We start from the raw sequence: 13,532 nt of genomic DNA on the forward strand, positions 1-13,532 counted from the left end.
TGGCCAGATGCCATTGGTTGATAGCTATCGAATGTATGGTTGATGATACCATATCCACGTGTTAATGTTAAGAATTCTGTTGTATAACCAATTAAACCACGAGCAGGTACGTTAAAGATTAAACGAACTTGTCCGTTACCATTGTTGATCATATCTAACATTTCACCTTTACGAGCACCGATTGATTCCATTACAGAACCTGTATGCTCTTCTGGAACATCGATTTGTACTCGCTCAATTGGTTCACAACGAACGCCATCGATAGTTTTAACAATAACTTCTGGTTTAGATACTTGAAGCTCATAACCTTCACGACGCATGTTTTCAATTAAGATAGATAAGTGAAGTTCTCCACGTCCAGAAACAGTCCAAGCATCTGGAGAATCTGTGTTTTCAACACGTAAGCTCACATCTGTTTCTAATTGAGCGCGTAATCTTTCTTCAATTTTTCTTGAAGTTAAATATTTTCCTTCCTTACCTGCAAAAGGAGAGTTATTAACTAAGAATGTCATTTGAAGTGTAGGCTCATCAATACGTAAAACTGGAAGTGCTTCTTGGTGTTCAAACGGACATACTGTTTCACCAACGTTAATATCTTCCATTCCTGATACCGCAATTAAATCTCCAGCGTATGCTTCTTCAATTTCTTGACGCTTCAATCCGAAGAAACCAAAGATTTTTGTTACGCGGAACTGTTTAACTGTTCCATCTAATTTCATTAAAGCTACTTGTTGTCCAACTTTCATCGTACCGCGGAATACACGACCGATACCAATTCTTCCAACATAGTCGTTGTAGTCTAAAAGAGCTACTTGGAATTGTAAAGGCTCTTCACGATTATCAACTGGTGCAGGAATATGATCAACAATTGCATCATATAATGATTGCATGTTTTCATCTTGCTTTTCAGGGTTTGTGCTAGCTGTTCCATTAATAGCTGATGCATAGATAACAGGGAATTCTAACTGCTCTTCTGTCGCATCTAACTCAATAAATAAATCTAGAACTTCATCAATTACTTCAGCAGGACGAGCAAAATCACGGTCAATTTTATTTACTACAACAATTGGAGTTAAGTTTTGCTCTAATGCTTTTTTCAATACGAAACGTGTTTGAGGCATACAACCTTCATATGCATCAACAACAAGTAGAACACCATCAACCATTTTCATGATACGTTCTACTTCTCCACCAAAGTCAGCATGTCCTGGTGTATCAAGAATATTAATACGTTTATCTTTATATTGAATAGCAGTATTTTTCGCTAATATTGTTATTCCACGTTCTCTTTCTAAATCATTGGAATCCATTGCACGTTCTTCTACATGTTCGTTTGTACGGAATGTGCCGGATTGTTTTAACAGCTGGTCAACCAAAGTCGTTTTACCGTGGTCAACGTGAGCAATAATAGCAATGTTACGAATATCTTCTCTAATTTTCAAAAATTTCACTCCTACCTAAATATGTCTATCTGGATTTAACTTATTTTTTTAATAATATTATAACTGAGTCATTATATCACATAATTCTTCAGAAACCTAAAAGCTTTTATAAAAATTACGAATGTAAACGTTATTTTAACAAAATATTTTATTTACCTATCCAATTTTTCTTATAAATAACAATTTCTTTACAATATTTCTGTTCTTTCCAATCCATACCATAGTATTATAGAAGGGAACACAGATAAAAAACCCACATCTTTTCGCTGTGGGATGGTTTTAAGATTATCATACGCTATTATTTCCGATTAATATACACCATAATAAAGGAAGATAAACATGAATTTTGATAAATATCCATTTTTTTACTACAACATCTATGGAATTTCAAGTTTTATTGGTATCGGGATATGTATTCTTGAAAAAACATTACTTGGCACACTTATTTGTTTTTTCTTATTTTGCAGTATTTGGTCACTTAGATCCTACAAAAAAAAGAAAATGCAACGGATACCGGAAAAACAGCATGGATAACCTTTACCAGTTTCCGTCCTTTAAATATTTTTGGAGAATTTCATCGTGCAATCCAGGCTTAGAAGCAAAAAAGGATTGTTGTGTTAATAAATCAAGAGGTTCATTTCTTAAGGTTGTTACCTTGCCCCCCAGTTCTTCTACCATTATCTTACCTGCTGCGTAATCCCATGGTGATAATCTTAAAGTTAAATAAGCATCCATTCGACCAGCAGCGATATAGGCTAGTTCTAAACAAGCAGATCCAAAAGATCTTGTGCCCCTAGAATCTCTTACAAGTGGTTCTAATATAGTCGGATCAATTCGTTTATTTTTCGTAACCCATGTGGCGTTTAATCCAATAATAGCCTCGTCAACAGCAGTGTCCTTTAATGGCAATAGCTTTGTATCATTCATAAATACACCATTTCCCTTTTGAACATGGTATAGTTCTTCTGCTACTACATCATAAATTAAACCAATTTTCCCTATTCCATCCTCATAAATACCGATTGAAATCGCAAAATCCCGTTGCATATGGACAAAATTCATCGTTCCATCGATTGGATCAATAATCCAGACAATTCCTTTTAAATCTTCTAAAGATTCACTTACTCCCTCTTCTCCTAAAATTCGATGAGCAGGAAAAACTTCATTGATCTTATTTATCAAAAACTCTTCTGTACCCTTGTCTATTTGTGTGACTAAATCATTTTTATTCGATTTTGTTTGAATAATAAGCTCAGAGGAAAAAGACTTGATGATTCTTTCACCTGCCTCTTTTATCCATTCTTTTGCATACTTATCGATTTCCAGCCAGTTTGTCATCTTCTCAACCTTCTTTACATTCTTTTTTCCATCACTTACTATATTTTAGCTTATCTAATCCTCAATCATACTTCAATAATAATCAAAATAAAAAATCAATCTTTACATTATCTAGTATCGTAATATAAGCAACTTCCATGAATTACACCTCTTAATGAAAAGCTTCTTCTAAATACCAGCTGTTTTAAGTTAAGTATTGCTATTAACCGCAGCCTGAATGCCCTTCGTATTCCTTATTCCCAACGCAAAATCATGCAGCTGACTCTATAGGAATTCAAAATTACTTCCTATAGAGTCAGCTGCATGATTACCTAACTGGCTATTCATTCCTTATAATGCTTTAAGTCTTAGAAGTTCCTGCCTAATTCTTTCTAGTTTTTGCTTGCTTAATTTTTTTTGCTTTTCATCCTTTTCATTCATTGCATCGAATAAGGTAGCTAACTCATAATCCATTTCTAGACGAAGAACTGCTTTTTTTTCCTTTTCTACTTCCATTTTCTTCGCTAAATTCATTAATTGTTTCACTGACAGTGCACCCCTTTCATCGACTTACATTTCTGTTGATTTCATATATATTATGTGGAAACCAATTAGCTTGCTCCTTTTTTGTGCTATAACCTAGTTCAATCCATATTTCTTCATAATAATATTTATGTATGCTACAATATTTGCGACAAGCATATCTAATGATGAAGATGCAAGTAAATGACTAGATAGCTCACTTGATTTTATATACACTATTTACCCGGAAACATAGGAGATAAACTAAAAAGGAGATAAGAAATAATGTCGTTCACTGGTTTTACACAAAAAGATTTTGATACATTTACGATTGAAGGGCTCGATTCACGAATGGAAGCAATCCAAGATAGAATTCAGCCGAAATTCCGCGAAATTGGGACAGAACTTACTGAGCAGCTTGCAGGAAAACTAGGAATGGAAATGTTCCTACATATTGCAAAACATGCAAGACGCACTGTTAATCCCCCAAAAGATACATGGCTTGCCATTGCGAGTAATAAGCGTGGATATAAACAGCATCCCCATTTCCAAGTTGGTTTATTTGATGACCATCTCTTTATTTGGCTAGCTTATATATATGAACTTCCAAAAAAGAAAGAAATTGCAGAGGACTTTTTGGCAAATTATGAGCTATTGCAATCAACTCTGCCACAGGACTATTTCCTTTCCATGGATCATATGAAAAAAGAGGCAGTTAAAATTGGCGAAGCTGATTTAGAAGCAGCCTTAACAAGATTCCGTGATGTGAAAAAAGCAGAGTTTCTAGTAGGTCAGAAAATTCCTGCTGGTGATCCTATTTTAACAAATGGCGAAGCATTGCTTACCCTCATAGAAGAAACATATGATACATTACTTCCAATTTATAAATTATCGCTAGAAGATTAAGCCAGATAATAGCCGCCCTAATGAGGGAATTATCTAACATACAAAAAAACTTGGAGAAATTCCAAGTTTTTTTGTATGTTATCTAGTTCTCGTTAATTGATCCAGGAATTACAATTTCTCGATAAATCCTTCCATGTCCTCCTTCATTAATCCACCAACTTCAACGATTAAACCCTTTATCAATAATTGGGCAGCTAGTGTTTTATTTTCTCTTTCGTAACAGAAACTACTTTTTCAAAGAGACTTTCCCCTTATGACATCTTTATTCTACTATTATCCGGAGCTTCTTTTGCTTTCTTTATCGTTCGATAGGTAGAGTATCCACTTACTTCTTCAAACTCATCACAAACTTTCTTTTCTTGCGCTTTCCCTGGTACAATTTTTTTGAATGCACGGTATTGTTCCATTAAATCTGTCTTTTCTACCCCTTTTTCATAGGCTTTCTCGATGCATTCAAAAAATTTAACCACTATTATAATTTCATCTGTTGACCAATCGATATCGATTGGATATTGATAATCCATTTTTCCACATCCTATAATTTTTGAATTTTTTCAGATGAAACTATTGTAATTTAAGTTTGGAATAATGTAAAACAGTGCTAAAAACTTCTTCAAATCACTCTTTATAAACGTAAAGATATGTAAAAATAATAAGTGGAAAAATAATTCTTTTCCCTCTAGTAAAAACTAATTGTATGCAAAGAAAATAAAAAATGCTATAATTCTTTTGTTTTATGATTTTTATATTTTGTGATTAGGGTAATAACTAGTAAACAGTAGTTAAAATTAGTCAATACAGCGACAACATAAACTGTAAAATTTCTAGCAACTACATAAGGAATTTAATAAAGTTCGCTTAAAAATTGCATAAAAATACTAAATAAAGAGGTGTGGTAATAAATTGTCACAACACGAAACACCGTTATACCACGGATTATTGGAACATGTTAAAAAGGATCCAATACAATTTCATATACCTGGGCATAAAAAAGGCAATGGAATGGATCCAGAATTTAGAAACTTTATCGGAGAAAACGCCCTTTCGATAGACCTTATTAATATTGGTCCACTTGATGATCTTCATTATCCAAAAGGGATGATAAAACAAGCGCAGCAACTTGCTGCAGAAGCGTTTGGCGCAGATCACACTTTCTTTTCCGTTCAAGGCACAAGTGGTGCTATCATGACAATGATCATGAGTGTTTGTGGCCCAGGAGATAAAATAATTGTTCCAAGAAATGTCCATAAATCAGTTATGTCCGCCATCATATTTGCTGGAGCAATCCCTATTTTTATCCATCCAGAAGTGGACAAAAATCTCGGTATTTCTCATGGAATTACGATTGAATCTGTTCAACATGCTTTAGACCTTCATCCTGATGCGAAAGGCCTATTAGTTATTAACCCAACTTATTTTGGTATTTCTGCTGATTTAAAGACGATTGTGGATTTAGCTCATTCTTACAATATTCCAGTACTTGTAGATGAAGCACATGGGGTTCATATTCATTTTCATGAGGATCTTCCTATGTCTGCCATGCAGGCTGGTGCAGATATAGCTGCGACAAGTGTACATAAGCTTGGCGGATCTATGACACAGAGCTCTATTTTAAATATGAGAGGCAATCTTATTAGCTACAAGCGTGTACAATCGATTTTAAGCATGTTAACGACAACCAGCACATCGTACCTGTTACTAGCTTCCCTTGACGTTGCTAGAAAACGTCTTGCAACAGAAGGAAAAGAGCTTATCGATAAAACGATTAATCTTGCACAATATATTCGTCGACAAATTAATGACATTGAACACTTATATTGTGTCGGAGAAGAAATTCTTGAGTCTGATTCTGCCTTTGATTATGATCCAACTAAATTAATTATTTCCGTAAAAGATTTAGGTCTAACAGGACATGATGCAGAAGAATGGCTACGTCAAAACTTTCGAATTGAAGTTGAGATGTCTGATTTGTATAATATCCTGTGTATTATTACACCTGGTGATTCTGAAAGAGAGGCAAATATTTTAATTGATGCCCTTAAAGCTCTTGCAGAAGCGAGAAAAGATAAAGCTTCTAAAGTGGAGGCACGGGTAATGCTGCCGAATATCCCACTTTTAGCTCTAACACCAAGAGATGCTTTCTACTCAGAGACAGAATTAATTAATTTTGATGAATCAGTAGGAAGAGTCATTGCGGAGTTTATTATGGTATACCCTCCAGGAATCCCTATTTTCATCCCTGGCGAAATTATTACAGAAGACAACCTTGCCTATATAAAAAGAAATATGGAAGCAGGATTGCCTGTTCAAGGGCCTGAGGATTACGATTTCAAAAAGCTTCGTGTCATTAAGGAGCATCGTGCAATAAGATAATAGAGTTTTATTTAACAGGAATGCCGAAATAAAGGTATTCCTGTCTTAACTATGGAGACAAATGTAAGGAAAGATTGGAGTTTTTCTGTTTGAAAAAATATATCGTTATTACCGTCATTAGTTTATTAATTAGTCTTGCGACCCCGTTTATTTTTAAAAATTATGTAGAGCATAAACCAGAGCGATTAGAACAGGCATTTCGATTTGGAGGTCCTATTCCATTTGCAGAACAACAAAAGCTGCTGCCTGCTTCAACGAATGCATATCCGTTAGAAGTTTCATTCGTCTCTCCATTCCAAACGAAAACAATTCTTCATCCGGTTTCACTATTTTTTAGTTTCCTTGTGTTTTTCTTGTTAATACTATCTATTTTTACCGTTCTTAATAGTTATTTTGGAAAAAAACCAATGAAACGGAAGCAATAAGTATATGCGTGCTTTTCTCGTGACTTTTTGAATTTATTTAAACGAAACGTCTTTGTTTGGTGCAAAGGCGTTTTTTAATGCTGAATTATGATTAGAAAGATAAGGGAGGAGAATTATTTATTCCTTTTGCCCCGAAATTCCTATGCTAAAAGATAACAGGGCGCTCTTCTCTATTACCTTACCATTCCTATTTCATGCTAAATGGGCACAGAGAGCCTTCTTCTGTTCCCTTTTCCACTTTCTTTCTAGACAAACGGGCACAGAGATCCCTTATTTAGCTTTTATCATTGTATGTGATATCGTTTCTTTCAAACAACAGAAATAATCGTCATAATTAAATGGAAGGACCCATAAATGGATAAACTGATCATCGTGGCAAGCATTGTTTTTCTTGTTGATTGTATAATAGAATTTCCAATTATAATGGCTAAATAAAAAAACACACCAAACATAAACACTTTATAAAGAATTAAATCATGTCTTGATAACCATTCAATAATCGAAAAGCCACTCCAAATGATTAGCTGAAATAAAATAGCTGTATAAATCTTCAAGAAAAACACCACCTTTCCCCTACTAACGATCTATACTAGTATATGTATCAATCTTTTGTTTTATTTTATAATTATTTTCTTAAAAAAAACAGCAATATGGTTGGATCTAATAGCCAACTATATTTTTAAAAACTAGACTAAATTAAGAGATTCCCGAGAAAATTACCCCTTAATTGCTTTAAATGCAAAAAAAAGAAGCCCTAAAAGAGGACTTCTTTTTTATCATTAACGTAAGATATGAATTGGGTTACCAATAGCAACTTCCGCTGCTTCCATTGTTACCTCACCTAAAGTTGGATGAGCATGGATAGTCATAGCTAAATCTTCAGCTGTCATTCCAGCTTCGATAGCTAAACCTAATTCAGCAATCATATCAGATGCACTTGGACCAGCGATTTGAGCACCGATTACAAGACCATCTTCTTTACGTGTAACAAGCTTCATGAAACCTTCAGCATCGTTAAGAGCTAGGGCACGACCGTTAGCTGCAAATGGGAATTTAGCAGCTTTCACTTCAATACCAGCTTCTTTCGCTGATGCTTCTGTGTGACCAACTGTAGCTAATTCTGGCTCAGAGAATACAACTGCAGGAATTCCTAAATAGTCGATTTCTGAGTTATGTCCAGCAATAACCTCAGCAGCAATTTTACCTTCATAAGAAGCTTTATGAGCTAATGGAGGACCAGATACTACGTCACCGATAGCAAAGATATTGCTTACAGTTGTACGGCATTGCTTATCTGTTTTAATGATTCCGCGTTCGCCTAACTCAATACCAACTTGTTCTAAGCCAAGTTCGTCTGTATTAGGTTTTCTACCAACCATTACGAATACATAATCAGCTTCAACTGATTTTTCTTCGCCTTTAACTTCATATTTAACAACAACGCCAGTGTCACTTTCTTCAACACCTTTAGCCATTGCTTTTGTAATGATTTCAGCGCCTTTTTTCTTAAGGTTACGAGTAACTAATGAAGACATTTGTTTTTCAAAACCACCAAGAATTTCATCAGCACCTTCAAGGATTGTTACTTGAGTACCAAAGTTAGCATAAGCTCCACCAAGTTCAGTACCAACATATCCTCCACCGATTACAACAATTTTCTCTGGAATTTCTTGAAGTGCAAGAGCACCAGTTGAATCAAGAACTCGTTTAGAGAATTTGAAAGTAGGGATTTCGATTGGACGAGATCCAGTTGCGATAATTGCATTTTTAAAAGTATAAGTTTGAGAATTTTTCTCGTCCATTACTTTTAATGTGTTAGCATCTACGAAATATGCTTCACCATATGCAATATCAATTTTGTTTCCTTTTAAAAGTCCTTCTACTCCACCAGTAAGCTTTTTAACAACACTGTCTTTCCAAGCTTGAACTTTTGAGAAGTCAACTTTTACATTTTCAGTTGTAATCCCCATGTCTGCAGAATGTGCAGCATGCTCATAACGATGTCCAGCAGAGATTAAAGCTTTAGAAGGAATACATCCAACGTTCAAGCAAACTCCACCTAATACGTTTTTCTCAACGATTGTAACTTTTTGTCCTAATTGTGCTGCACGAATTGCTGCAACATATCCACCAGGACCCGCACCAATGACTATAGTATCTGTTTCAATAGGAAAATCTCCAACTACCATGTTTTTACGCCTCCATTAACAATAGTTCTGGATCGTTCAATAAACGCTTAATATGATTCATTGCATTTTGAGCAGTAGCTCCGTCGATCATTCTGTGGTCAAAGCTTAAAGAAAGTGCTAATACAGGAGCAGCAACAATTTCTCCATCTTTAACGATAGCTTTTTCCGCAATACGACCAATACCTAAAATAGCAACTTCAGGATGGTTGATTACTGGAGTAAACCATTGTCCACCAGCAGATCCAATGTTAGAAATTGTGCAAGAAGCACCTTTCATTTCAGCTGGAGCTAATTTACCGTCTCTTGCTTTAACAGCAAGTTCATTAATTTCGTTAGAGATGTTAAAGATACCTTTGCGATCAGCATTTTTAACAACAGGAACTAATAAACCTTTTTCTGTATCAGCAGCAATACCGATATTATAGTAATGCTTATGAACGATTTCGCTTGTAGCATCATCTAATGATGTGTTTAAAGCAGGGAATTCTTTTAATGCACTTGTTAAAGCTTTTACTACATAAGGTAAGAATGTTAATTTAATACCTTTTGCTGCAGCAACTTCTTTATACTTCTTACGATGTGCAACTAAGTTAGACACTTCTACTTCATCCATTAATGTTACGTGAGGAGCAGTGTGCTTAGAGTTTACCATTGCTTTAGCAATAGCTTTTCTGATTCCACTCATTTTCTCACGAGTTTCTGGGAAGTCACCTTCTGGAATAGCAAGTGGCTTAGGTGCTTCAGTAGTAGTAGTAGTTTCAGCTGGAGCAGCTTCTGCAGCTGGTTGGCTAGCAGGTGCAGCACCACCATTTAAGTGTGCATCAATGTCTTCTTTCGAAATACGTCCGTTTTTACCAGAACCAGAAACAAGTTGAATTTCTACTCCTTTATCACGAGCATATTTACGTACAGAAGGCATTGCAATGATGCGTCTGCTTGGATCAACATCTGCTTCTGGTGCTTTGCTTTCTTCAGCAGCTTCAGGTTTTGCTTCTTCAGCAGCTGGAGCTTCATCAGCATGATCGCCTTTGAATTGAAGATTTTCGTATCCAGGAGCATCGAATGTAATTAATACATCACCAACGATAGCAACTGTTCCTTCTTCAACTAAAACTTCTTCTACAGTACCTTCAACTGGAGAAGGAATTTCAACTACTGCTTTATCATTTTGCACTTCACATAATACATCATCTTCTTGTACTTTATCGCCTGGTTTAACAAACCATTTTACGATTTCGCCTTCGTGAATACCTTCACCAATGTCAGGCAATCTAAATTGAAAAGCCAATGTGACAACCTCCTAATATTCTTATGAAAAATTTTCTTCTTTAACTAACTTATCTTCTAATTCTCATGCGAATTTTATTCGGTAATGATTAGAAAGTTAGAACTTTTTTAGCCGTTTCAATAATATCTTTAAAGTTTGGAAGCCATACAGTTTCTGCTTGAGTAAATGCAAATACAGTATCAGGTGCAGTTACACGTAGAACTGGAGCTTCTAAGCTTAGAATTGCGCGATCATTGATTTCAGCAACAACATTAGCTGCAATACCAGCTTGTTTTTGTGCTTCTTGAACTACAACAGCTCTTCCTGTTTTTTCAACAGAACCAATGATAGTTTCGATATCTAGTGGGCTAACTGTACGTAAGTCAACTACTTCCACAGAGTATCCTTCTTTTTCTAATTCTTCTGCTGCTTTAATAGACTCTTGAACCATTGCTCCATAAGTAATGATAGAAAGGTCTTTACCTTCACGCTTAACATCCGCTTTTCCAAGAGGAATAGTGTATTCTTCTTCTGGTACTTCTTGACGGAATGAACGGTATAATTTCATATGCTCTAAGAAGATAACTGGATCGTTATCACGAATAGCAGAAATTAAAAGACCTTTAGCATCGTAAGGAGTTGATGGGATAACAACTTTAAGACCTGGTTGTTGTGCCATTAATCCTTCTAAGCTGTCCGCATGAAGTTCAGGAGTGTGAACTCCACCACCAAATGGTGAACGAATGGTTACTGGTGAATTGTAGCGACCACCTGAACGATAGCGCATACGAGCCATTTGTCCAGAAATACTGTCCATTACTTCATAAACGAAACCAAAGAATTGAATTTCAGGTACTGGACGGTAACCTTGAAGTCCTAAACCGATTGCTAAACCGCCAATTCCAGATTCAGCTAATGGAGTATCAAATACACGATCTTCACTGAATTCTTTTTGAAGACCTTCTGTCGCACGGAATACACCGCCGTTTACACCTACGTCTTCTCCAAATACTAATACGTTTGGATCATTACGTAATTCTGTGCGTAACGCATCAGTGATTGCTTGAATCATTGTCATTTGCGCCATGGCTTACTTCGACTCCTTTGCTGCATAAATTTCATATTGTTCTTGAAGATTAACTGGTAGCTCTTCATACATGATGTTCATTAAGTCAGTAACTTTTTGTTTTGGAGCTTCATCAGCAATTTTGATTGCTTCTTTAATTTCTTCTTTAGCACGCTCGATTACTGCATTTTCTTTCTCTTCATTCCAAATACCTTTGTTTTCAAGGAATTTACGGAAACGTACTAATGGATCTTTCTTTTCCCACTCGCTGTCAAGGTCAGCTGTACGGTAACGAGTTGGGTCATCCCCAGCCATTGTATGTGGACCATAACGGTAAGTTAAAGTTTCGATTAATGTTGGACCTTCGCCGTTGATTGCTCTTTCACGAGCTTCACGAACAGCAGCATAAACTGCTAAAGCGTCCATACCATCTACTTGAATTCCAGGGATACCTGCAGCAACTGCTTTTTGAGCAATTGTTTTCGCAGCAGATTGTTTCTCAACTGGAGTAGAAATTGCAAAACGGTTGTTTTGAACAACGAAAATTGCAGGAGCTTTGAACGCACCAGCAAAGTTAATTCCTTCGTAGAAATCACCTTGTGAAGCACCACCGTCACCTGTGTAAGTAATTGCAACAGATTTAGCACCACGTTTTTTCATTCCTAATGCTACACCAGCTGTTTGGATGTATTGTGCACCGATAATGATTTGTGGAGAAATTACGTTAACACCTTCAGGAATTTGGTTTCCTTGGAAGTGACCACGTGAGAATAAGAATGCTTGAGATAAAGGAAGACCGTGCCAAATAATTTGTGGAACATCACGATATCCTGGAAGAATGAAATCTTCTTTTTCTAATGCAAATTGTGAAGCTAATTGAGAAGCCTCTTGTCCTGCAGTAGGTGCGTAGAAACCTAGGCGACCTTGTCTGTTTAATGAAATAGAGCGTTGATCAAGAATACGTGTATATACCATACGAGTCATTAATTCTTGTAATTGCTCATCACTTAAATCAGGCATTGCAGATTCGTTTACAACTTCGCCCTCTTCATTTAAAATCTGAAGTGTTTGAAATTGGTTTGCCACTTGGTCAAACTGTGCTTGCACATCAAATTGTGCCTTCTTTGTTTTAGAAGCCATTAAAGCCACCCTTTCCTTTCATATTAAAAGACTTTTTTCTGTAAAAACATTAGATGTTTACATTGTGTTTGAATGTGGTAGACATTCAGTTAGGTAACGCTTTCTATTACTTACAGCATATCACTTTAAGCAACAAAAAAAACCATACTAAAACAGTTTTCCACAAAATACGCAAGAAAAAACGTCTTATAAATTAATTCGGTTTCCGTATAGACTGTATCAATTATTTATATGTAAATATTAATACAACTGTTCAATACATGTATAAGTTTAATATACTTAAATATTATCCGTCAATCATTAAGCTCTAAGTTTTTTTTATTTTTTTACATAAAATTAATATAACTGTATTATTTATAAAACTACATCTGTATTATACAGATACTACTATTTACAACTGTTTTATAATAATTTTCCCATTTGTCGAATAAACTGCATTATTGCTCTATTTAAGATGACGAGATGAGAAATAACTGTTTTCCCTATCATTGTTTAAAAAGAACCAGTATTAAAACTCAATAAAAAAACACAGAACAGTTTGTCCTATCGAGCAAAATACTTACTCTCCTGGCTACACTGTTCTGTGACATATATAATGAATAAATGCATAAAGAAATTTTTCTCAAAAAATAAAAAACTACTTTATTTCTCTTCCTTCTCTTCATTCATTTTTATTTTTATTCCTGCTTCGTTGTAGAAATCCACTTTTAATTCATTGTATTTTTTCGTCAATTCATTAAATGTTTGATTATTTTCATACACCATTTCATATGTTTTATTTATTTTCTTCACTTGCTCTTCTAAATCTTCCATATTAACTTCTTCATCTTTAAACATTTCATATAATTTCTTATCGCTATTAAGCCCTTCTATGTAATTATTATA

14 protein-coding genes are annotated in these 13,532 nt (G+C 35.2%); 4 read left to right on the forward strand and 10 right to left on the reverse strand.

Annotation, left to right across the window (positions count from 1 at the left end):
- On the reverse strand, positions 1-1,442 hold a 1,442-nt coding region (typA, locus tag RTL21_RS15050), incomplete at its 3' end, for a translational GTPase TypA (protein ID WP_312096852.1).
- A gap of 339 nt (positions 1,443-1,781) precedes the next feature.
- Here typA and RTL21_RS23250 point away from each other — a divergent pair.
- A complete protein-coding gene (locus RTL21_RS23250; protein WP_396954452.1) occupies positions 1,782-1,976 on the forward strand; it encodes a DUF5325 family protein in 195 nt (64 codons plus the stop codon).
- A 3-nt stretch (positions 1,977-1,979) separates the two neighbouring features.
- On the opposite strand, the gene RTL21_RS15055 is transcribed toward RTL21_RS23250, so the two are convergent.
- Positions 1,980-2,780 carry an inositol monophosphatase family protein gene (locus tag RTL21_RS15055; RefSeq protein WP_312096854.1) on the reverse strand — a complete coding sequence of 267 codons (801 nt, stop codon included), beginning with the start codon at positions 2,778-2,780 and terminating at the stop codon, positions 1,980-1,982.
- Between the two features lie 330 nt (positions 2,781-3,110).
- On the reverse strand, positions 3,111-3,305 hold the full coding sequence (locus RTL21_RS15060) for a hypothetical protein (protein ID WP_047943020.1): 195 nt from the start codon (positions 3,303-3,305) through the stop codon (positions 3,111-3,113).
- A 261-nt stretch (positions 3,306-3,566) separates the two neighbouring features.
- Here RTL21_RS15060 and RTL21_RS15065 point away from each other — a divergent pair, with 261 nt between their 5' ends.
- Positions 3,567-4,187, forward strand: coding sequence for a YktB family protein (locus RTL21_RS15065; RefSeq protein WP_312096860.1), 621 nt, complete (start codon positions 3,567-3,569; stop codon positions 4,185-4,187).
- A 251-nt stretch (positions 4,188-4,438) separates the two neighbouring features.
- On the opposite strand, the gene RTL21_RS15070 is transcribed toward RTL21_RS15065, so the two are convergent.
- On the reverse strand, positions 4,439-4,711 hold the full coding sequence (locus RTL21_RS15070; RefSeq protein WP_312096862.1) for a UPF0223 family protein: 273 nt from the start codon (positions 4,709-4,711) through the stop codon (positions 4,439-4,441).
- A 379-nt stretch (positions 4,712-5,090) separates the two neighbouring features.
- Between RTL21_RS15070 and RTL21_RS15075 the strand changes: the two genes are divergently transcribed.
- Both RTL21_RS15075 and RTL21_RS15080 read left to right on the forward strand, forming a co-directional pair.
- The gene (locus tag RTL21_RS15075; RefSeq protein WP_312096863.1) at positions 5,091-6,560 is read left to right on the forward strand and encodes an aminotransferase class I/II-fold pyridoxal phosphate-dependent enzyme; all 1,470 of its coding nucleotides are present in this window, start codon (positions 5,091-5,093) and stop codon (positions 6,558-6,560) included.
- 89 nt (positions 6,561-6,649) lie between these two features.
- Complete coding sequence (locus RTL21_RS15080) at positions 6,650-6,985, forward strand: hypothetical protein (RefSeq protein WP_312096864.1); 336 nt, start codon at positions 6,650-6,652, stop codon at positions 6,983-6,985.
- A gap of 308 nt (positions 6,986-7,293) precedes the next feature.
- On the opposite strand, the gene RTL21_RS15085 is transcribed toward RTL21_RS15080, so the two are convergent.
- The 6 genes from RTL21_RS15085 to RTL21_RS15110 form a co-directional block, all read right to left on the reverse strand.
- Positions 7,294-7,548: a hypothetical protein gene (locus RTL21_RS15085; protein WP_396954453.1), complete on the reverse strand. Its 255-nt coding sequence runs from the start codon at positions 7,546-7,548 to the stop codon at positions 7,294-7,296.
- A 216-nt stretch (positions 7,549-7,764) separates the two neighbouring features.
- Positions 7,765-9,174, reverse strand: a complete 1,410-nt coding sequence (gene lpdA / locus RTL21_RS15090) for a dihydrolipoyl dehydrogenase (protein WP_312096868.1) — start codon at positions 9,172-9,174, stop codon at positions 7,765-7,767.
- 4 nt (positions 9,175-9,178) lie between these two features.
- Entirely contained in the window at positions 9,179-10,462 is a 1,284-nt protein-coding gene (locus RTL21_RS15095; protein ID WP_312096870.1) for a dihydrolipoamide acetyltransferase family protein, read from the reverse strand.
- Between the two features lie 88 nt (positions 10,463-10,550).
- On the reverse strand, positions 10,551-11,528 hold the full coding sequence (locus RTL21_RS15100) for an alpha-ketoacid dehydrogenase subunit beta (protein WP_312096871.1): 978 nt from the start codon (positions 11,526-11,528) through the stop codon (positions 10,551-10,553).
- A gap of 3 nt (positions 11,529-11,531) precedes the next feature.
- Complete coding sequence (gene pdhA / locus RTL21_RS15105) at positions 11,532-12,647, reverse strand: pyruvate dehydrogenase (acetyl-transferring) E1 component subunit alpha (protein ID WP_312096872.1); 1,116 nt, start codon at positions 12,645-12,647, stop codon at positions 11,532-11,534.
- A 642-nt stretch (positions 12,648-13,289) separates the two neighbouring features.
- Positions 13,290-13,532 (reverse strand): YkyA family protein (locus RTL21_RS15110; RefSeq protein ID WP_312096873.1); only part of this gene is annotated, 243 nt, incomplete at its 5' end.

Source organism: Niallia sp. (assembly GCF_031978665.1).
Classification (GTDB): Bacteria; Bacillota; Bacilli; order Bacillales; family Cytobacillaceae; genus Niallia.

Excerpts from the sequence above, each read along its gene's own strand:
- pdhA (WP_312096872.1), bottom strand. The coding sequence starts at position 12,647 with ATGGCTTCTAAAACAAAGAAGGCACAATTTGATGTGCAAGCACAGTTT.
- RTL21_RS15065 (WP_312096860.1), top strand. The coding sequence starts at position 3,567 with ATGTCGTTCACTGGTTTTACACAAAAAGATTTTGATACATTTACGATT.
- lpdA (WP_312096868.1), bottom strand. The coding sequence starts at position 9,174 with ATGGTAGTTGGAGATTTTCCTATTGAAACAGATACTATAGTCATTGGT.
- RTL21_RS23250 (WP_396954452.1), top strand. The coding sequence starts at position 1,782 with ATGAATTTTGATAAATATCCATTTTTTTACTACAACATCTATGGAATT.
- RTL21_RS15055 (WP_312096854.1), bottom strand. The coding sequence starts at position 2,780 with ATGACAAACTGGCTGGAAATCGATAAGTATGCAAAAGAATGGATAAAA.
- RTL21_RS15070 (WP_312096862.1), bottom strand. The coding sequence starts at position 4,711 with ATGGATTATCAATATCCAATCGATATCGATTGGTCAACAGATGAAATT.
- RTL21_RS15100 (WP_312096871.1), bottom strand. The coding sequence starts at position 11,528 with ATGGCGCAAATGACAATGATTCAAGCAATCACTGATGCGTTACGCACA.